Source organism: Burkholderia sp. BCC1972 (genome assembly GCF_905339605.1).
Lineage (GTDB): Bacteria > Pseudomonadota > Gammaproteobacteria > Burkholderiales > Burkholderiaceae > Burkholderia.
In genome coordinates, this window is sequence record NZ_CAJPGH010000014.1 from 82,854 (window position 1) to 101,988 (window position 19,135).

Annotated in this window: 14 protein-coding genes; 5 read left to right on the top strand and 9 right to left on the bottom strand. The window is 70.4% G+C overall.

Annotated elements, in window-relative coordinates:
• Nucleotides 1-2: 2 nt before the first annotated feature.
• Genes U5798_RS20570 through bcsB form a run of 3 tightly spaced genes read right to left on the bottom strand, consistent with a single transcriptional unit; the run spans nt 3 to nt 7,408 of the window.
• Nucleotides 3-3,881, bottom strand: a complete 3,879-nt coding sequence (locus U5798_RS20570; protein ID WP_322083013.1) for a cellulose synthase subunit BcsC-related outer membrane protein — start codon at nt 3,879-3,881, stop codon at nt 3-5.
• Nucleotides 3,866-5,086: a cellulose synthase complex periplasmic endoglucanase BcsZ gene (gene bcsZ / locus U5798_RS20575; protein ID WP_322083014.1), complete on the bottom strand. Its 1,221-nt coding sequence runs from the start codon at nt 5,084-5,086 to the stop codon at nt 3,866-3,868. The genes U5798_RS20570 and bcsZ overlap by 16 nt, the downstream gene beginning before the upstream one ends.
• A gap of 3 nt (nt 5,087-5,089) precedes the next feature.
• On the bottom strand, nt 5,090-7,408 hold the full coding sequence (gene bcsB / locus U5798_RS20580; protein ID WP_124455920.1) for a cellulose biosynthesis cyclic di-GMP-binding regulatory protein BcsB: 2,319 nt from the start codon (nt 7,406-7,408) through the stop codon (nt 5,090-5,092).
• 468 nt (nt 7,409-7,876) lie between these two features.
• On the opposite strand from bcsB, the gene U5798_RS20585 reads away from it, so the two are divergent.
• Nucleotides 7,877-8,899: a sensor domain-containing diguanylate cyclase gene (locus tag U5798_RS20585; protein ID WP_260434982.1), complete on the top strand. Its 1,023-nt coding sequence runs from the start codon at nt 7,877-7,879 to the stop codon at nt 8,897-8,899.
• Nucleotides 8,900-8,922: 23 nt separating this feature from the next.
• Here the strand turns inward: U5798_RS20585 and U5798_RS20590 are convergent, their stop codons facing one another.
• From U5798_RS20590 to U5798_RS20605, 4 genes are all read right to left on the bottom strand, one after another.
• Entirely contained in the window at nt 8,923-9,375 is a 453-nt protein-coding gene (locus U5798_RS20590) for a hypothetical protein (protein ID WP_322083015.1), read from the bottom strand.
• Nucleotides 9,375-10,781: a phosphatase PAP2/dual specificity phosphatase family protein gene (locus U5798_RS20595; protein ID WP_322083016.1), complete on the bottom strand. Its 1,407-nt coding sequence runs from the start codon at nt 10,779-10,781 to the stop codon at nt 9,375-9,377. Before U5798_RS20595 ends, U5798_RS20590 begins: the two co-directional genes overlap by 1 nt.
• Nucleotides 10,778-12,547: a bifunctional alpha/beta hydrolase/class I SAM-dependent methyltransferase gene (locus tag U5798_RS20600; RefSeq protein WP_322083017.1), complete on the bottom strand. Its 1,770-nt coding sequence runs from the start codon at nt 12,545-12,547 to the stop codon at nt 10,778-10,780. The genes U5798_RS20595 and U5798_RS20600 overlap by 4 nt, the downstream gene beginning before the upstream one ends.
• An 80-nt stretch (nt 12,548-12,627) precedes the next feature.
• Complete coding sequence (locus U5798_RS20605) at nt 12,628-13,233, bottom strand: CDP-alcohol phosphatidyltransferase family protein (protein WP_124455915.1); 606 nt, start codon at nt 13,231-13,233, stop codon at nt 12,628-12,630.
• 467 nt (nt 13,234-13,700) lie between these two features.
• Here U5798_RS20605 and U5798_RS20610 point away from each other — a divergent pair, with 467 nt between their 5' ends.
• Together U5798_RS20610 and U5798_RS20615 are read left to right on the top strand one after the other, a co-directional pair.
• Complete coding sequence (locus tag U5798_RS20610) at nt 13,701-14,333, top strand: lysophospholipid acyltransferase family protein (protein ID WP_124455914.1); 633 nt, start codon at nt 13,701-13,703, stop codon at nt 14,331-14,333.
• Between the two features lie 34 nt (nt 14,334-14,367).
• Nucleotides 14,368-15,297: a phosphatidate cytidylyltransferase gene (locus tag U5798_RS20615; RefSeq protein WP_322083018.1), complete on the top strand. Its 930-nt coding sequence runs from the start codon at nt 14,368-14,370 to the stop codon at nt 15,295-15,297.
• Nucleotides 15,298-15,339: 42 nt separating this feature from the next.
• Here U5798_RS20615 and U5798_RS20620 read toward each other — a convergent pair whose 3' ends face one another.
• The gene (locus U5798_RS20620; RefSeq protein WP_322083019.1) at nt 15,340-16,164 is read right to left on the bottom strand and encodes a topoisomerase IV; all 825 of its coding nucleotides are present in this window, start codon (nt 16,162-16,164) and stop codon (nt 15,340-15,342) included.
• 56 nt (nt 16,165-16,220) lie between these two features.
• Entirely contained in the window at nt 16,221-16,979 is a 759-nt protein-coding gene (locus U5798_RS20625) for a hypothetical protein (protein WP_322083020.1), read from the bottom strand.
• Between the two features lie 105 nt (nt 16,980-17,084).
• On the opposite strand from U5798_RS20625, the gene U5798_RS20630 reads away from it, so the two are divergent.
• Both U5798_RS20630 and U5798_RS20635 read left to right on the top strand, forming a co-directional pair.
• On the top strand, nt 17,085-17,882 hold the full coding sequence (locus U5798_RS20630; protein ID WP_322083021.1) for a helix-turn-helix transcriptional regulator: 798 nt from the start codon (nt 17,085-17,087) through the stop codon (nt 17,880-17,882).
• A gap of 399 nt (nt 17,883-18,281) precedes the next feature.
• The gene (locus U5798_RS20635; RefSeq protein ID WP_124453827.1) at nt 18,282-19,103 is read left to right on the top strand and encodes a carbon-nitrogen hydrolase family protein; all 822 of its coding nucleotides are present in this window, start codon (nt 18,282-18,284) and stop codon (nt 19,101-19,103) included.
• Nucleotides 19,104-19,135 lie beyond the last annotated feature (32 nt).

Sequence of the window (19,135 nt, forward strand, 5' to 3'; positions counted from 1 at the left end):
CCCTAGTAATCCGAATAGAGCCGCACCGGCGTCGGCGTGACGAGCCAATTGCGCGGCGCGCGCGCTTCGAACGCATAGCGCAGGTACACGAGCGCCGAGCTCGGCGCATAGTCGTGCGACCGGTCGATTTGCAACTGCGCGCCGACGCTCAGGTGCGGGTTCACGCGGTACTCGACGATGCCGTTCACGCCGTACGAGAACGACACGCCGCGCGTCGAACTGCCCGCATACACGAACCCGGCCGCGACCTGTGCGGCCCGCTGGCTCGAGAACGTCGGGTAGTACAGCGAATCCTTCTCGTAGCTGTTCGAAATCCCGCCCGTGAACGTCAGGTCCCACGACAGCGCGTCGCGCCGCCCCGCCCATTCGATCGGCACGCCGAGCGACAGGTAGCGCTGCGGGCTGTAGTAACCGCCCTGCCCGTACGTGTAGTAGCGCAGGTTCTGCGCGTAGTGCCACGCATTGCCGACGAGACCGGTGCTGACCTTCATCGTCGCACGTTCGTACACGGGCACCGTGAAGCCGGTGCGCAGCGTGACTTCCGCGTTGCGTTCGACGTTGCGGCCGGACAGCACGCCCGCGCCGAGTTCCGCGAACAGGTTCGTGCGGCCGACGTCGACCGACGCGCGCAGGTTCACGCCGTCGCGGCGCACGCCGCCCCACACCGCGCCCGTCCACGGGTCGCGCATCCCCGCGTACGACAGCACGCTGCTCGTTTCCGGCCGCCGCGACGCATTCACGCTGAAGCTCGCCGGGCCCGCGTCGAAACGATAGCGCACGCCGCCGACGAGGTAATGCACGGGAAACCCGAGCGGCGACGTGCCGAGGTCGAAACGCCAGGCGTCCGACAGATAGCCGGCGCCGAGCGCGACGCCCGTCGTCGACTGGTGCAGCGAGCCCGGCGGATTCGCGAGCAGCGCGGCGGTTGACGGATTCGCCTGTGCCCTGAGCGCCGCATAGGTGCCGAACGTCTTCAGCGAATACGCGTTCGGGTCGCTCGTATCGAGCGTGCCCGGGTCGAGGTGCACGGTGTCGATCTGCGCGAACACGTGCCCGTCGTAACGGACCGGCATCTGCATGTAGATCGGCACTTGCTGCGCGCGATACGACGAGACGCCTTCGTCGCCCGATTTGTACGCGGGTAGCCAGCCGGTCTCGATCTCGGGATTGCGCCGCTGCTGCAGATCCGCGAACGCGGCCTGCGCGGGCGTCAATCCGTCGCGGCCCGGGCTCACGCCCGTCGCGCGCTCCTGCGACTGCGACAGCCGATACAGCGACGCCGCGTCGTCATAGCGACCCTGGGCCTCGGCCACGCGCCCGGCCGCGACCGTCACGTCGGCGCGCGCCGGATATGCGGCCTGCAGCCGATCCGTCACCTGCGCGGCTTCGTCCGGGCGGCGCAGCGCGTTCAGGCGACGCACGGCCGACAGTTGCGTGTCGACGTCGTCGTCCGGCGTGCGCGCGAGCACGGCCTGCACGCGTGCAAGCGCGGCCGCACGGTTGCCGCTGTCCTCGTCGATCCGCGCGAGCGCGAGCTGCGTATCGGCGTCGTCCGGCGTACGCGCCACGACCGGCGCGAGCGCGTCGCGCGCCGCGCCGTAATGGCCCTGCGCGCGTTCGAGATCGGCCAGTTCGAGCGCATGGCGCTTGTCCGCGCGGCCGGCCGGGCTCGCGCGGTCGAGCAGCTGGCGCGCCCGTGCGTAGTCCTGCTGCGCGATCGCGTCGTCGGTCTGCCGCAGCACGAGCCGCAGCGACTGATCCTCGAGCCGCGCCGTCTGCGCGGCGGTCAGCGACGGGTCGCGACGCAACGTGTCGAGCCATGCGGCGAGCGCATCGTCGCGCCCCGCGCTGCCGAGCAGGTCGCCGTAGCGCAGCCGCACGTCGGCATCGGCTTCGCGCGGATGCGCGGCGATCCAGTCGTGCAGCGGCGCGAGGCCGCGATCGGGTTCGCCCGCGTCGATCCATTGCGCGCCGATCGCGGCGAGCATGTCGGGATCGTCCGGCGCGCTCGCCTGAGCATGCGCGAGCGTGGCGGCGAATGCTGCGCGATCGCCGCGCGCGAGCGCGCCGCGTGCGTCGGCCAGCGCGCGTTCGCCGTCGAGCTTGCGCGCGAGTGCGCGCATCCCGTCCGAACGATGCGCGTCGTCGACGGGCGCGAGCGCGGCCTGCGCGCCCGCGACGTCGTCGAGCGAATTGCGGTACAGCGCGGTCGCGTAGCGCATCTCGGGCGTATCGCTCAGCGCGAGCCCGTCGTCCATCACCGTGCGGCCGAGCTGCGGCAACCCCATGTCGCGATAGAGACGCGCGAGCGCGAAGCGCGTCCACGGCGCGTCGGGCGCCGCGCGCACGGCCGCTTCGTAGCGTTGCGCGGCGGGCCCGCGTTCGCCCTTGTCGGCCAGCACGCGGGCCTGGCTCGCGAGCAGGTCGGCCCGCAGGCCGTCGAGCGCGCGGCGATCGTCACGCCCCGCCACGCGCCCTTGCAGCGCGTCGAGCAACGGGCCGATCTTGTCCGCGCGGCCGGTGTTTTCGTACAGCATGGCCGTGCCGCGCACGGCCGACAGGTCCGGCGAACGCGCGGCCAGCAACTCGCGCAGCAACGGCTCCGCGTGCGCCCAGTCGCGCTGCGCGAGCAGTGCATCGGCAAGCTGCAGCTTCGCGTCCGGACTGCCCGGCTGCATCGAGAGCGCCGCCCGCGCCGCGCGCTCGGCGTCCTGCGGACGTCCCGCGTTGGCCGCTTCGCGGCCTTGCGCGAGCAGCCCCCAGAACTGCGCGGTACGCGCGAGGCTTTGCCATTTGCCGCGTTGATCGGTCGCGCGCGTCGCGGCCTGCGTGAACAGCGCACGCGCTTCGTCGTGCCGCCCTTCGCGCAGGCGCAGCAGGCCGAGTCCGCCGACCGCGTCGGCGTCGTCCGCCCGCGCCCGCGCGGCGCGCGCGAGCAATGGGTCGGCGGCAGCCAGGTCGCCGCGCGCGAGCGCCTGCAACCCGCGCTGCTGCGCGATGTAGTCCGGATCGCGCTCGAGCCGGCGCTGCGCCTCGCGCTGCTGGTCGAGGCCGGCGATGCGGTCGCGGAATTCGGTGTCGTCCGGCACGAGCGCGAGATACGCATGCAGCGCATCGAGATAGGCGGGATCGCTGCCGGCCGACTGCAGCACGCGGCGCCACAACGCCATCGCCTCCGTATGGTCGGCGTCGGTGCGCTTCGCGAGCGACCACGCGATCCGGTTCGCTTCCGGGCGCGTGTCGGCGCGCTGGTTCAAGAGCCGCGCGAGCGCGATCGACGCGCTCGTGTCCCGCGGATCGGCCGCGACCGCGCGGCGCAGCGCGGCGATCGCCGGCTCGCGCCCGCCCGGCGCATTCGACACGATCTGGTAGTACTCGGCGCCGAGCGCCCCCGACGGCGCGCCGTTCGGAAACAGCGCGACGATCCGCCGGGCCGCCTCGTCCGCGCGGCCGCTGCGCGCGAGCAGGCGGATCTGCGCCATCTCGCCGCGCCCGCTCGTCGCGACACGATATTCGTCGGCCACCCGCCGCGTGGCGGGCGCATTCGGCGACTGCGCCTGCAGGCGCGCGAGCGACGCCTGCGCGCCCTTTGCGTCGCCGAGCCGCAGCAGCACGCGGACCTGTTCGGCCAGCAATTCGGGATCGCCCGGCGCGATCAGCAGCCCCTTGCGCAATGCGTCGCGCGCGAGGTCGTCGCGATGCTTGGTGCCCCACATCCGCGCGGTGTCGAGCTGACGCTGCGCGTCCGTGGAAGCGGAGGTCGCCGCCGCATTCGGCATCGCCGTGCCGGATGCCGGGCCCGGCGCCGCCGCGCACACCGACGACGCGAGCCACGCGAATCCCGCGACATGCGGCACGGCGCGCTTCAGCGGGCGGCGCACGAGCGGCCTCCCCAGCGCGGGTCGAGCGTGCCGTCCGCGCCGAACGTGTAGCGCCCTTCGCGCCAGCCGAGGCCGAACAGCGTCAGCACGCTCGTGTAATAGCCCGGTGCCGACTGGCGCGCGAGCGTCTCGACGCGGGCCGCCTGCGCATCCGCGAGCGCACGCTGGCCGCGCGCGTCGAGGAACGGGACGGCCGCCGCCGAAAACCCGCCGTTGCCGTCGTTCGGCCCCGCGACGCCCGTCGTCGTGTCGACCTTCTCCGGCGGCGCGCCATGCGCGGCGATATGGTCGGCGAACGGCGCGAAGCGCGCGAGCAACGGCGCGGCCAGCGGATCGGCGCGGTCGAGCATGCCGGCCCACAGGTACACGCGGATCGCGTTGTACGCGCTCTCCGCATGCGTGTCCGGATCGGGCCCGAAGCCCGTGCCCGCGCGATACAGCGCCCAGTCGGGCGAAAAGCCCTTCGGCGCCGTGTCGAGCAGCACGCGCCCGGTGCTGGATGCCAGCGCGGCCCAGCGCCGGTCGTCGGGCAGGCGCGCGCCGAGCGCGCGGATCACCTGCGGCGGCGAATAGCTCGGATTCACGCGGAACTGGCCGTTGGCGAGCCTGAACCCGGTCGGCCCCGGCAACAGCGTGAGGCCGAGGCCCGGCACGCTCGCCGTCTCGTCGTCGAGCACGCGCTTCGCGAGCAGCGCGCCGCGTGCCGTATAGCTGCGCTCGTGCCACAGCCGCCCGGCTTCGACGAGCGCATACGCGATCCACAGGTCGGCATCCGACGCCGCGTTCGCGTCGAGCACGCGCCACGCGCCGTCGGGCGCGCGGCCCCACAGCCACGCGGGCAGGTGCGCGCTCAGGTCGCCCTGCGCGAGGTTGTTCTCGGTCCATGCGAGGATCGTGTCGAACATGCGCCGGTCGTTCGCGACCAGCGCGAAGAAAAGTCCATACGCCTGCCCCTCCGATACCGTGCGTGAATCGGCCGAGCCGACGTCGATCACGCGGCCGTCGGCCGAGATGAAATCGCGCTTGAACGCGTCCCAGCGCGGCCAGGCCGCGCCGCATCCCGCATCGGGCGCGGCGGCGCCCGCGGCCTGCGCGCGCGTGGCCAGGCCGGCCGCCGCGCACGTCATCGCCAGCGCCAGCGCGAGTGCCGCGCCGACACGTCGCGCCGGCTGCGTTGCCCGTCGCTTCGTCAATGCCCGCGCCATCCGTTACATCCCCCGTCGACGCGCGGCGATTCTCTGCAGCACGCTGAACACGCCGAGCGCCAGCAGCAGCCCCGCGACGACGCCGACCGCGCCGAGCGCGACCGGATGCCGCGCCGCCTCGGTCCACACACGCGCATACCACGGCACGAAGCCGACCACGTAAGGCTCGCCGACGCGCAGGCTGTCGACCTGCCCCGGCCGCACCACCGCGAGGTCGCCCTGCAGTTGCGACACGAGGCCCGGGTTCTCGAATACGTCGAGCAGATCGCCGAGGCGCGGCTGGTCGGTCGCCGTCAGCGCGACGACGCTGCGGCCGCGGCTGCCCGGCAGCTCGAATCCGGCGAGCGTCGCGAGCGGGCCCGTCTGTTCGATATGCGCGCCGCCGTCGGCGAGGCCGACGCCGTTGCGCCACCGCTCCTTCACCGTGAACGCGACGCGCGTGGCACCGTCGCCGCCCGCTCCGCCCTGCTCGCCGAACGCGAGCGGCAGCGCCGAGCGCCAGTGCGCGAGCAGCGGCGACGCCGGCGAGCCGTCGATCACGAGCAGATCCTTGTGGCCCGACAGCGCGGCGACGTCGCCCGGCCGCGCGACCTGCACGCGCAGCGCCGGGAAGCCGGTCCATTCGCCCATGTGGCCGAGCATCGTCAGGTAGGCCTCGAGCTCCTGCGGCGACGGCCGGTCGGACAGCACGACGGCCGTCTGCGACAGGTCGGCGAAGCGCGTAAACGGGAAGCCGCTGTTCGCGAAGAACGCGAGGTTCGGCAATTGCGCGTAGTGGACGAAGTGCGAGAAGTCGATCGTCGAATCGGGATCGATCGCCGCGCGCTGCGGCTCGGTGGCCGTGCTGGAACACAGGCCCGTCTTCTGCGAATCGAGCGTGAAGCGGAATTGCAGCTGGTTGCCGCTGCCGACGCGGAACGCGGGAATGTCGACGTCGCTCGTCACGCGCCCTTCCGGCACCGACAGCAGCGGTAGCTGCATGCGGCCATGCGCATCCTCGGCCTGGGCCGGCCCGAGCCGGTACGACTTCACGAGCTGGTCGTTGATCTCGACCGCGAGCGTCGAATTGTCCTGCACGGTCGGCGCCGTGTAGCGGTAGCGCAGCGTGATCGGCACACCCGCGCCGTTCCACGAATGCAGATCGGCCGGCACGCGCAGGTTCAGGCGGATCGCGTCGGGCGTCGTGCCGCGCACTTCGAGCTGGCGCGGATCGTTGACGAGCTCGCGAAACGTGATCGGCCGGTTCACCGGCAGCCAGCGCGGCGCGTCGTACGGCTTGCGCGGCGCGCCGAGATCGACGTGCGCAACCGTCGCCGCCGGCCCCGACAGCGCCGCGCGGCCGAGCACGAGCGTGGCGACCGCATCGTCGACCTCGGCCGCCGTGCGGCCCGTGACGACCAGCACCTTGCGTCCCGGCGCGGCCGGGTTGTCGGCCACCGCGAGCAGCGGGCCGTTGATCGACGGCAGCACGAGGCCGGCCGGCAGCGTCGCGGCCGTCCCGACCACCACGGCCTGGTCGTCGGCCGGCAGCCCGGACGATACGGGGAAGCGCGCATGCCGGTAGTCGGCCAGCGCGCCGAACCACGACGCGAGCACGCCGGCGCTGCGCAGCGTCGCCGAATCGGGCGCGGCCGGCAGCACGAACGGCAGTCGCACGCGGCCGTTGTCGCGCCGGTCGAAGAACGGCGCAGGCAGCAGCGCGAGATCGTTCGGCAAGCGCACCGGCGATTCGTCGAGAATCAGTTCGCTCGTCGGGCTCACGTCGGCCCACAGCGCCGAGTTCGTCGGATCTTCGCAATGATCGAGCGTGTAGTGCGCGATCAGGCGCAGGCCGATCTGGTTGAAATCGGAGAAGTAACGCGGATCGATCGGGATCTCTTGCGTGACCGTGCGGCCCGCGCGCGCGGCGTCGAACGGGACGGTCGCGATCACTTCGCCGTTCACCGACACCTTCAGGTGCGACATCGGGAACACCAGCGACGGCGAATACGCATAGGTGAGGCGCAACCGCGCGCCCGTCACCACGCGGTCGAGCCGCACGCCCGCGTTGATCGTGCGCGCGTCGTCGGCGCCGCGCAGGCGCAGCGGATCGAACGCGCCGAGCGACGCGAAAGGCAGACGCACGGTCGTCGCCGGCAGGCCGGCCGACGATGCGCTGGCCGCACTCGGCGCGGCCGCGAGCACCGGTGCGGCCGCTTCGGCGGGCCCGGCAGCCGACGCGGCGGCCGGCACTGCCGGCATCGGCGCGGCCGACAGCGCGGCCGTATGGAAAGCGCCAACCATGGCGGCCGACAGGACGAGCAGCGACGCGGCCGGCTTCATGCGCCGCTCCGTTTCGTCTGATTGATCCGGTCATCAAGCACGTCGGAACCGACGCGCGCTAAGCAGCTATGCCCGTGAGTGCACATCCCCACTGCTTCCCCTCATATGGCGAACTGACCTGATGCATTTATCGAAACGACGCGGCGCATTCCTGAATGGCCGTCGTCGTGCTGCGCGCGCCTGGCACGGGCGCGCACCCATTCGTCACACTATCTCAAAAAAAGGGCAAAACTTGCGCGAATTCGTGACGGTGAAGCGAAAAAAACCTCGATCCAGTCGGAAATGCTGCACGAGCGGGACGAATGGTAAGAATTGCGCCGTTGTCGCCGGACGGGCCGAACGGCATACTGCCGGCGCGGTGCAGCCGGCCGCCGGGCGGCCCGTTGGCTGGGACGCGCGGCCGCGAGGCGGCGCGTATGCTACCGCAATCCCGCGACACCGGATGCGCTTTCTTTCATGGAAACTGACTTGAATCAAATCGTCGACACCGCCACCCCGTCCTCCGACACGCTGCTGCGCATCATCGCCGTGCAGGCCGAGATCGCGAAGCTCGGCCTCGACCTCGGCAGTGTGATGACCTACGTCGCCGAGCAGGTGCCGCTGCTCACGGGCGCGAGTGCGGCCGCGGTCGAATTCGCCGAGGGCGACGACATGGTGTATCGCGCCGCATCGGGCACCGCCGCCGGGATGCTCGGGCTGCGGCTGCGCCGCTCGGGCAGCCTGTCGGGCCTGTGCGTGCGGCAAGGCGAATTGCTGCATTGCGTCGATTCGGAAACCGACCCGCGCGTCGATCGCGACGCATGCCGCCGGGTCGGCCTGCGCTCGATGCTCGTGATGCCGCTCACGCATGCCGACACGACGGTCGGCGTGCTGAAGGTGATGTCGCCGGAAGTCGACGGCTTCTCGCCGGCCGACGCCGGCACGCTGCGGCTGACGGCGGGGCTGATCGCCGCCGCGATGTTCCACGCGGCGCGCAACGAGGCCAACGAGCTGTACCTGCGCGCCACCCATGACGCGCTCACGGGCTTGCCGAACCGCGCGCTGTTCTACGACCGCCTGCGCCAGTCGATGCACACGGCGCTGCGCGCGAACGGCCGGCTCGGCATTCTCAACATCGACATGGACGGGCTGAAGCCGATCAACGACGGGTTCGGCCACCGCGCGGGCGACGCCGCACTGCGCGAGATCGCCACGCGGATGCAGGGGGCGGTGCGGCGCTCGGATACGGTCGCGCGCGTCGGCGGCGACGAATTCGCGGTGATCCTGCCGAACATCGGCACCCGCGACGACGCGCATGCGCAAAGCACGCGGCTCGCGCGGCAGGTCGGCGAACCGTTCGAATTCGAGGGGCGCGCGTTGCGGCTGGGCGTCAGCGTCGGGATCGCCATGTTGCCGGAAGACGGCACCGACATGACCGCGCTGATCGAGCATGCCGATCAGGCGATGTACGAGGCCAAGCGAACGCGGTCGCAGCGCACGGCTTACGCGTAACGCCTGCCGCGTCACGTGCGACGCTAGCCGATTTGCGGCGCCGCGATCGCGAGCCCGACCACGAGCCACTGCACGATCGCGACCAGCACGCCGGCCCGGCACAGCCCGACCGCGCCGCGTACGCGCGCGTCGAGCGCGCGGCCGGCCTTGGCCGCATCGATCCAGCCGAGATCGGCGAGTGCGCGGTCGAGCGCCGCGAGCCCGTCGTCGACCGACGCATCGCCGGCCGTCGCCCGCGCGAGTGCCGCGAACAGCCGGCGGTCGATCTCGATGCGCACCGCGTACCACAGCGCCGCAATCCCCGACCCCGTGCTGACGACGGCCAGCAGCACGCGGGCGACCGTCGCCGGCGCCCAGCCCGCGGCGATCCACCAGCCCGCGCCGGCCGCGGCCAGGGCGGCCGCGATCGCCCACGCGCCCGCATCGAGCGCGCCGCGCGCGGCGGCAATCCGGAACGGCGCCGACGGATCGCCCATCACGCCCCTCCCGCGTGGCGACGATCGATCCAGTGCTGCAGCACGGTCACGCCTTCGTCCGACCACACCGCGTGCGGCTGCACCGCGCGCACCGCGGCCAGCGCGTCGCGCGCGTCCCCCAGCCCGCGTCGGGCCGCGAGCCACGCGGCCGCGCACAACACGCTGCGCCCGTATCCGAGGGCGCAGCAGACCAGCACGTCGCGCCCTTCCCCGTGCAGGCGCTCGAGCGCCGCGACGGCCTCCGAAAGCTGTGCCGCCGTCGGCGCGACGAGGTCGAGCTGCGGCACGGCCGCATACGCGAGCGATGCATCTGCCGCCGCCCAGCGCGGCATCTCGGCGGTCAGGTCGACCAGCGCGGTGAAGCCACGGCGACGCACGTCGCGCGTCGTCGGCGTGCGGCCTATCGACACGCGCTCGTCGATCCGCACCGGCGCCGGCTGGCGGAACGTCCACAGCCGCGAATTGACGAACGCGCCGGCGATCGTCGGTGCGAGCAGCCAGCGGATGAATACCGGAAGGCGCCCATGCGGATCCTTCTGGAAAGCACCGGGCGCGCCGCGCCGGTAGGCCCACGCGACACAGGCGAGCGCCAGCGCGACCCACCCGGCCGCCAGCGCCCAGCCCGGCGCGCGCGGCACGCACCACAGTGCCGCCAACGCCACCAGCGCCGCGCCGATCGCATAGCGCCGTGCGAGCGCGCGCCCGGCCACGTTCGGTGACGCATCGGCGCCCGGCAGCCGGCCCGCCGCATCGCGCAGCGGGAACAGGAACAGTGCGAGACAGCCGACGGCCGCGCCGGTCGGCACGTCGATCGCGTGATGCTGGTAGGTCGTCAGCACCGACACGCCGATCGCCGCGAACCACAGATGCAGCACGGCGCGCGCGAACGTGCCGCGCAGGTGCTGCGCATAGACGGCCCACAGCACGACGAGCAGCCCGATGTGCAGCGACGGTGCCTGGTTGAACGGCTTGTCGAAGCCCATCAGCAGCGTGAACAGCGCGCCGGCCACGCCGCCCGCGTCGGGCCGCTCGAACCCGAAGCGCAACGGCCACGCGACGAAGCATGCGACCGACACCAGTTGCACGGTCAGCAGCCGCTTCACGTGATCGAGCAAATCGGCGCGGCGCGTCCAGAAGAAGAACGACAGCGCATACAGCAGGTCGATCGACCAGTACGGCACGATCGTCCACGGCACGAACGGGATCGCATGCTCCCAGCCGAACGCGAACGTCGGCACCGCCGCGCGGCGCGCCGCGAGCCAGTTCGCAAAGCCGTACGTCGAGAAGAACACCGCGCCCATCACCGCGAGCCAGCCGAAGCGCAGCGCGAACGATGCGTCGCGCGCGCCGGCCGCCGGCTCGGCCAACCCGCCACGCGCGCCCGCGCCGCCGCCGAGCGCGCTCATGACGCGTCGACCCGCTGCGCGAGGCTGACCGTGAAGATGCCCATTTCGTCGATCCGCTGGTCGAGCTTGCGGAAGCCCGCACGCGCGACAAGTTCGTCCATCTCGGCCTGCGAGCGGCGGCGCATCACCCAGGTCGCTTCACCGCGGTGATTGTTCAGCGCGCGTGCGATGAATTCGAGCTGCGGATGCCACGGCTGCCCCGTATAGACGAGATAGCCGCCCGGCGGCACGGCCTGCGCGAGCCCGCGCAGCGAGCGTTCGATCAGCGCGTTCTCGCCGAACAGTTCGTACAGGCCCGACACGATCGCGAGCGTCGGACGCGGCTCGAGCGTCGCGAGCGACGTCTCGTCGAACGCGTCGCCGCGCTCGAAGCGCGCGATCGGCTCGAGGCCGCGCTGGGCGATCAGCACGCGCCCCGCCTCGACGTTCGGCGGGCTGTAGTCGCGCAGCGTGATGTCGTCGGGCGCCGCGCCGTCGCGCTCGGCGGCCGACGCGATCGCGTCGAGCACATAGCGCCCGTGGCCGGCCGCGATGTCGACGATCCGCACCGGCGAGCCGTGGTTGCGCAGGCGGCCGATCGCCGCGCCGATCAGTTCCTGCAGATGCACCTTGCGCTGGCGGATGCCGACCCAGCCCGGCGAATCGAGGTACGTGCGGTCGATCAGCGCGCCGACGCCGAGCCGCCCCTGCGCACGATTCCGGTACACATAGTCGAGCGTCGAGCCCGAATCGAAGCCGAGCCGCAGCCCGAGCGCGATGCCGTCCGACAGTGCGCCGCCGGCTTTCAGGCCGGCGCGCGTGAGCGCCCAGTACGCCCGCGCGAACACGTTCGCGGGCGGCCGGCCGAGCGCCGCGTATTCGTCGTGGAACGCGCCGCGTCGGTCGGCGTCGGCGAGCGACACGCGCGGGCTCGGCGCATCGAACTCGCGCAGCACGAACGCGCGCAGCGGCGCGAGCGCCTGTGCGCGGTCGCGTTCGCCGAGCGTGTCGTGATAGAAGCCCGGCAGCACGATGCGCTCCTTGCGCGCCGAGCCGAGCCGTTCGAAGAAGCGGTCCTGCGGGCCGCGATGCACGACCCAGTCGGCACCCGAGATCAGCAGCAGCGTCGGCACGGTGATCGCGGCCGCGTCGGCGACGATCCGCTGCGCGGTGTCGTGCAGGCCGAGCAGCATGTTGACCGCGATCGGCCGCGTGATCAGCGGGTCGGATGCATAGCTCGCGATCCGTTCGGGATCGTGCGTGAGGAATTTCGGCTTCACGTAGCTGTTCACGTAGAACAGCCCGCGCAGCTTGTGCATCAGCCGCAGCCCCGGCCGCGCGAACGGCACGTAGAGCTTGATGTGGAAGGCCGGCGACGCGACGACGAGCGCGCGGATCGGCGGCGCGTAGTCGTGCGCCCAGGTGGCCGCGAGCACCGCGCCGACGCTCTGGCCGATCACGGCCATGTCCTCGATCGCGATGCCGTGCGTGTCGCGGATATGTTCGACGAAGGTCTGCAGGTCGCGCACCGACGCGGCCGCGCTCGGGCTGTAGCCGCGCGCGCCGGGCGAACGGCCGTGGCCGCGCGCGTCCCATGCGAAGAAGGCGAAATCGGGCAGGTCGAGCTCGTCGACGAGATGTGCGACGCGTGCCGAGTGTTCGTGGCCGCGATGCAGCAGCACGATGGCGCCGCGGCAATGCGGGCCCGTCGCGGGCCAGTGGCGATAGAACAGCGTTTCGCCGTCGTGCGTGATGAAGTCGGCCTCACGTGCCGTGCGTGCGCTCATGCGTTTTCTCTCGTTTCGTTATTGGAATCTTGTTGCGCCGCCCTCCGGCGCCCGGTACTGCAACTACGCTGACTGCCTTTTCAACCGCCCTTTTCCGCGATGCCGGCCTGCACGCGCCGCACCACGGTCACGATCGACAGCACGATCAGCAGCCGCCACAGCCATGCGGCGACACCGCCGACCGGAAACCCGAGCCCGATCCACAGCGCGAACGCGCCGAGGGCGAGCGCCCGGTCGCTCTTGCCGAACGGGCCGTCGTAGCGGCGGCTCACGCCGACCAGCGGGCCGATCAGCCCCGCGCATTCGACGATCACCGCCGTCAGCGCGAACAGCCAGACGTCCGCCGGAGCGAACGCGGGAATCGCGAGAAACGGCAGCACCAGCGCGATATCGGATACGACGTCGCCGAGTTCGTTCAGGTACGCGCCGAGCGTGCTCTTCTGGTTGTGTTCGCGCGCGAGCATCCCGTCGATCGCGTTGAGCGCCATCCGCGCGAACAGCCACAGCGGAATCAGCAGGAACAGCGCGCGGGCGAACACGCCGAGCCCGGCGAGCGCGCCGACGACGATCGAGCCGCCGGCCGCGAACAGCGTGACCTGGTTGGCCGTGACGCCGCGTTCGGCGAGCGAATTCGCGAACGGGCGCAGGCGGTTCTGGAATTTGGGTTTGAGTGCGTAGAGGCTCATCGTTTCGTATTCGTATTATTCGCGCGGCACAGTCGGATACATTTCCCGCCGCCATGCCCCGGGCGGCGAAACGGCCTTGGTCGGCCTTCCATGGACGGCCCTAATCGTCGCCGAGCAGCCCCGATGCGTCAAGCACGCCCCCGGCTCGCACGCGTGGCGCCAATCTGGCGTTTTTGACGGAAACTCGCGATAATCCGCTGGCCCGATCGCGGCGAGATCCATTCGAACTGCAGACGGGCACTCGTGCAACAGCCGATTATCACGCCGCCGACCGGCGCATTCGCCGCGACGCAACAACGTGTGACGGCGAATCGTCCGATTATCGCGGACCTGCGACAGGCAGCCACGAATTTGAAAAAATTTAAACAAGAGCCGTCCGGCGCGCATCCTGCCGCGCCGGCATTCCGGGGTTCCGCCCGCCGCGCGTGCGCAGCGGGCCGCGCATGCAGGCAGGAGGCACCGCGCCGATGAACATTCTCAACGTCTGGCAGCGCGACTTCCTGCTGTCCATCGTGCGGCTCGTCGCCGGCGCGTATCCGGTCTGGCATCAGGCGCCGCCGTCCCCGACGCAGAAGATCTATTTCTCGAACCACACGAGCCATATCGACACGCTCGCGATCCTCGCCGCGCTGCCGCGCAACGTGCGCGCGGTCGTGCGGCCGGTCGCGGCGCGCGACTACTGGGACAGCAGCGACCTGAAGCGTCACATCGCGCAGAAGCTGCTGAACGTCGTGCTGATCGACCGTCATCGCGAATCCGGAGGCGACCCGCTCGACCCGGTGCGCGACGCGCTCAAGCAGGGCCACTCGATCATCATCTTCCCGGAAGGCACGCGCGGCGCCGACGTGCTGCCGCAGCCGTTCAAGAGCGGGCTGTTCCATCTCGCGACCGAGTTCCCTGACGTCGCGCTCGCGCCCGTCTACCTCGAGAACCTGCAGCGCATCATGCCCAAGGGCGCGATCTGGCCCGTGCCGCTGATCTGCAAGGTGCATTTCGGCGCGAACGAGGCGCTCGGCGCCCAGGAAGACAAGCCGACGTTCCTCGCCCGCATGCGCGACGCGGTCGTCGCGCTCGCGCCGCCGCAGCGGCCCGCCGGCTGAGCGCGGCCCCCTTCTCCCTTTCCGGATTTCAACCATGCGAACAATCTTCTGGGAACTGGTCGCGGGCGTCACGGGCGTGCTCGTCGTCGCGACCGTGATCGGCGCGATCCTCGGCGCGCGCAGCGGCGGCCAGAGCGCGACCATCGTCAACCTGAACCAGCGCATCCGCGCGTGGTGGGCGATGATCGCGATCATGGCCATCGCGATCGGCCTCGGCAACAACGTCACGTATCTCGTGTTCGCGCTGCTGTCGTACCTGACGCTGCGCGAATTCATCACGCTCACGCCGACCACCGCGAGCGACCATACGACGCTGTTCATCGCGTTCTTCATCGCGATCCCCGTGCAGTACCTGCTGCTCGGGATCAACTGGTACGGGATGTATTCGATCTTCGTGCCCGTGCACCTGTTCTTCGCGATGTCGCTCGTCTCCGCGCTCACGCAGGACACGCGCGAATTCCTGAGCCGCAACGCGAAGATCAACTGGGCGCTGATGGTGTGCGTGTACGGCCTGAGCCATGCGCCGGCCGTGCTGATCCTCGACATTCCGCGCTACGCGGGGCAGAACGCGCTGCTGCTGTTCTTCTTCCTGTTCGTCGTGCAGATCAGCGACGTGCTGCAGTATGTCGTCGGCAAGCTGTTCGGGAAGCGCAAGATCGCGCCGCAATTGTCGCCGTCGAAGACGATCGAGGGTTTCATCGGCGGCGGTTTGCTGGCCACGTTGTGCGGCGCATCGCTGTATCGCGTGACGCCGTTCAGCTTCGGCGCGGCATTCGGGATCTCGCTCGCGATCGTGATCGCGGGCTTCGTCGGCGGCCTCGTGCTGTCGGCCGTCAAGCGCTCGCTCGGCACGAAGGACTGGGGCTCGATGATCGCGGGCCACGGCGGGATGCTCGACCGCGTCGACTCCATCTGCTTCGCCGCGCCGGTGTTCTTCCACCTCGTACGCTATCTGTACGTGTGATGCGTGGGCGGCGCAACGCCGCCCGTTCCTGCGCGCGAAGGATCAGTACCCTTCGCGCAATGCCTTCGGCACGACGTAGCGGCCGCGCGCCGCGTCGAACTTCACCGTATGGCGCGCGTGGATGTCCTTGTTGCCGCGCGTGCCCGTCTCCGTGACCGTCAGCGGATAGACGTCGCCGGCGCCGGTCAGGTCCGGCGCGATCTCGAAGCGACGTTCCTCGCAGCGTGCCCGCGCATGCGCACATTCGTTTGATTCGGCATTGTCGAGCGCCTGGTCGATGCGTGCCGCCGCCTGCACCAGCGCATTGCCATACGGCAGCCAGATCGACCGGAAGGTTTGCGTATAGCCTTGCCGCGAGTCGCTTTCGCCGATGACGAAGCCGAACACGTGTGGCCCGAGCCGCTCGATGCGCACCGTACCCGGCTCGCCGCGCTGACCCGACGCGATCTCCGTCTTCTTCACGACAGGCTCGAGCGCCTTGCCGTCGGCCGTCGATTTCAGCACGTACAGGTCGATCGTGCCGGGCGTCGCGTCCGAATCCATACCCGGCATCCCGTTCTGCACCGCCGCCTCGGTCTCGCCGCACATCGCGAGCAGCGTGCGCGGACCGTCCGCGGTCGCGACGCGCAGCGAGCCGCACGGCGCGTAGATGAAATCATCTCCTTCTGCCTGCCAGCCCTTGCGGTCGGCACGCCAGTTTCCGTACGTGTCGTGGACGAAGGTCTTCAACGGAGGGTCCAGCTGGACCGGCTCGGCCGCATAAACAGGCGACAGCGCGGAGAGCGCCGTGAGTACCGCGAGTGCGCCAAGGGCAGCGAGCGAAGCCGCGAGCGGCTTGAGACGTGTGTTCCGGTGCGGGACGGTCATGACGAGGTTCGTGCTGGTCGGGAAGAAACGTTGTGAAGGGTTGCAAGTGTGCACGATCACGGTTGCCGTGGCGCGATACCGGTGCCGTCCGGCTTCAGCCGCGCGGTTGACACCCATCCCTCGGCAATGCCGCGCGTGTGCGGATTCAGGTAGACGACCGACGTGAAACGGCCGTATTCGGTCCGCGCATCGACGTGGTCGTGCTCGACGATGAACAACCCGTCGATCCTGCATGCGTCGTCCGGCGCGGAAAAGAACGGCAGACGCCCCTTGCCGGTGACGACACGCCCGGCGTCGCTGCCCATCACATCATCACCCTGCCCCTGTGCGCGGCGGTTCAACGCGTCGCAATCGACGGCACCGTGCACCGGCGCAGCAGGCGCATCACACACCGACACGGCATGCAACAGCGCGCGCCGGTCGATCTTCAGCACATCCGGCCGGTCGGGATCGCGTGTGATGTCGAGCGCGCGCATCGCCTGCGTATCGAGCGTCACCCAGCCGATCGTCGCTTCGCGATTAGGCGTACCCGGATGGCCAGGCACCGTGAACAACCGGATGCGATAAACGTTGCCGGTGCGCTCGTCCAAGTCGGCCTGGATGTCGCGCCGCGCCATCGCGGTCTGCCGCAACGACGGTACGATCAGCGCCGTCAATTGCGCGTTGCACGATGCCGGCGGAGGCGCAGCGGTCGCCGATTGCGCGGCCAGTACGCCCGCGCACGCCAGCACGGCACCCACGGCGAGTGCCGCGTACCGGTCACGACGCACGGCCTCGCCATTCGCGCCGGCCGGCGTTACGATCTCGTTCTTCATCCAGGTTCCGTCCGATGTGCACGGGAAGCTGCCCGCGAACCCGTAGCGTACACGCAAGACGCGCCACCGCACGCGCACATCGGCCGGCCCGACACGGACACACGCATGAACCTGACCTTGCAGGACGTCGCCTGGCACCGCTCGGTCGGGCGGCTCATCGAGACGCTCGACCAGCCGGGCTTCTGGCTGTCGCTGATCCGGCTGATCGAGGAATACGTCGCCGTCGACAGCTGGGTCGCACTGATGTTCGACGACGCCCGCCCGCTGGTATTCGCCGAATGCGCGTACGAAGGCGATGGGCCCGATCCGCTGTTCCGCGACTACCTGCAGGGGCTGTACCTGCTGGATCCGTTCTACATCGCAAACCGCGACGCGCCGGCGAGCGGCCTGTTCCGGCTGTCCGACGTCGCGCCCGAGTGCTTTCGCGACACCGAGTACTACACGCGCTATTTCACGCACAACGTGGTCGAAGACGAAGTGCAGTTCAACGTCGTGCTCGACGATGCGCGCACGCTGTGCCTGTCGCTCGGCAGCAAGCGGCGCTTCAGCCCCGAACACGTGGCGCTGCTCGACCTGGTGCGGCCGTGGGTCGCCGCGCTGATGCGCCAGCGCCTCGCATACGAGCCCGCTCTTGCCGAACCGGCTCCGGCGCGCCGGCCCGGCGCCGATGCCGGGAACGGCTTCGAGCACGCGATGACGCGGCTCGGCACGCCGCTCACCGCGCGCGAGCTCGACGTGATCCGGCTGATCCTGAGCGGACGCTCGAACAAGGAAGTCGCGAACAAGCTGGAAATCTCGGCCGAAACGGTCAAGGTGCACCGGCGCAACATCTACGCGAAGCTCGCGATCAATTCGCAGTCTGAACTGTTTTCGCTGTTCCTGAAGGCGCAGACCGGTACGTGACGATCGGCGGGCGGCGTGACGTGTTCGCGGCCCGCAGCATTTCGCCCCGCGGTGCCGCCGATACGCGCTATCGGCTGTGCCTTCTGTGCAAACAGGCAGCGCGCCCCTATCCTTGCGCGATCCGACCTGTCTGCCCGTTCGAGACGAAACGGGCGACACGCGCTGGCCTGGGTTCTGATGGCATCTCCTCGTCAGTCAGAACCTCTTCGCCGACCCTTGCAGAAGGGTCGGCGTTTTTTTGCCGTTGCTTCCCGCACGATGCCCACGAGATCAATACCCCCGACGGGCTAACGCATCGGCGGGATGGCCAACGGTAGGGTTCGGCGCATACTGGAGCCTCGTTCCAACCGCTCCGCCGCCTGTCGCCTGTCGCGACGGGCCACTGCCCCGAAACCGCCCATGAAACTGAAGCTCGACATCGTCCAGCTCGCCGGCCGCGACGGCGACACGCACTACAACCTGCAGCGCACGCTCGAGGCGATCGCGGCCTGCGCGCCCGGCACCGACATCGTGATGTTTCCGGAAGCGCAGCTCACCGGCTTCCTCGATCCGTCGAATCTGGCCGAAGTCGCCGAGCCGCTCGACGGGCCGAGCGTCGGCGCGGTGATCGCGGCCGCACGCGAGCGCGACGTCGCGGTCGTGGTCGGGTTGATCGAGAACGATGGCGGCCGCTTCTACAACACGACCGTGTTCGTCACGCCGGACGGTATCGCGCTGCGCTACCGCAAGACGCATCTGTGGGTGAGCGAGCACAGCGTCGTGCTGCCCGGCGACCGCTACGCGACGGTCGAATGGCGCGGCGTGCGGATCGGCCTGCTGATCTGCTACGACAGCGAATTTCCGGAGACCGGCCGCGCGCTCGCCGCGCTCGGCGCACAGCTGATCCTCGTGACCGACGGCAACATGGAGCCGTACCGCAACGTCCATCGCACGTCGGTGTCGGCGCGCGCGATGGAAAACCAGGTATTCGCGGCGGTCGCCAACCGCGTCGGCGACAGCGCGCACGACGTCGTGTTCGCCGGCGGCAGTCTGGCGGTCGACCCATACGGCAACCTGATCTTCGAAGCCGGCAACACCGAATCGCGGCATGCGATCGAACTCGATTTCGACCAGCTCGCCGCGTCGCGCACGGTCTACGACTATCGACGAGATCAGCGCCTGCACATCGCCGGCGAGCGCATCGAGCATGCGGACGGTCGGCGCGAGCTGCTGATTCCGTGACACGCCCCTGACCAAAGCCCGCAGCGGCGCCA

Excerpts from the sequence above, each read along its gene's own strand:
- bcsZ (WP_322083014.1), bottom strand. The coding sequence starts at position 5,086 with ATGGCGCGGGCATTGACGAAGCGACGGGCAACGCAGCCGGCGCGACGT.
- bcsB (WP_124455920.1), bottom strand. The coding sequence starts at position 7,408 with ATGAAGCCGGCCGCGTCGCTGCTCGTCCTGTCGGCCGCCATGGTTGGC.
- U5798_RS20590 (WP_322083015.1), bottom strand. The coding sequence starts at position 9,375 with ATGGGCGATCCGTCGGCGCCGTTCCGGATTGCCGCCGCGCGCGGCGCG.
- U5798_RS20595 (WP_322083016.1), bottom strand. The coding sequence starts at position 10,781 with ATGAGCGCGCTCGGCGGCGGCGCGGGCGCGCGTGGCGGGTTGGCCGAG.
- U5798_RS20600 (WP_322083017.1), bottom strand. The coding sequence starts at position 12,547 with ATGAGCGCACGCACGGCACGTGAGGCCGACTTCATCACGCACGACGGC.
- U5798_RS20605 (WP_124455915.1), bottom strand. The coding sequence starts at position 13,233 with ATGAGCCTCTACGCACTCAAACCCAAATTCCAGAACCGCCTGCGCCCG.
- U5798_RS20610 (WP_124455914.1), top strand. The coding sequence starts at position 13,701 with ATGAACATTCTCAACGTCTGGCAGCGCGACTTCCTGCTGTCCATCGTG.
- U5798_RS20615 (WP_322083018.1), top strand. The coding sequence starts at position 14,368 with ATGCGAACAATCTTCTGGGAACTGGTCGCGGGCGTCACGGGCGTGCTC.
- U5798_RS20620 (WP_322083019.1), bottom strand. The coding sequence starts at position 16,164 with ATGACCGTCCCGCACCGGAACACACGTCTCAAGCCGCTCGCGGCTTCG.
- U5798_RS20625 (WP_322083020.1), bottom strand. The coding sequence starts at position 16,979 with ATGAAGAACGAGATCGTAACGCCGGCCGGCGCGAATGGCGAGGCCGTG.
- U5798_RS20630 (WP_322083021.1), top strand. The coding sequence starts at position 17,085 with ATGAACCTGACCTTGCAGGACGTCGCCTGGCACCGCTCGGTCGGGCGG.
- U5798_RS20635 (WP_124453827.1), top strand. The coding sequence starts at position 18,282 with ATGAAACTGAAGCTCGACATCGTCCAGCTCGCCGGCCGCGACGGCGAC.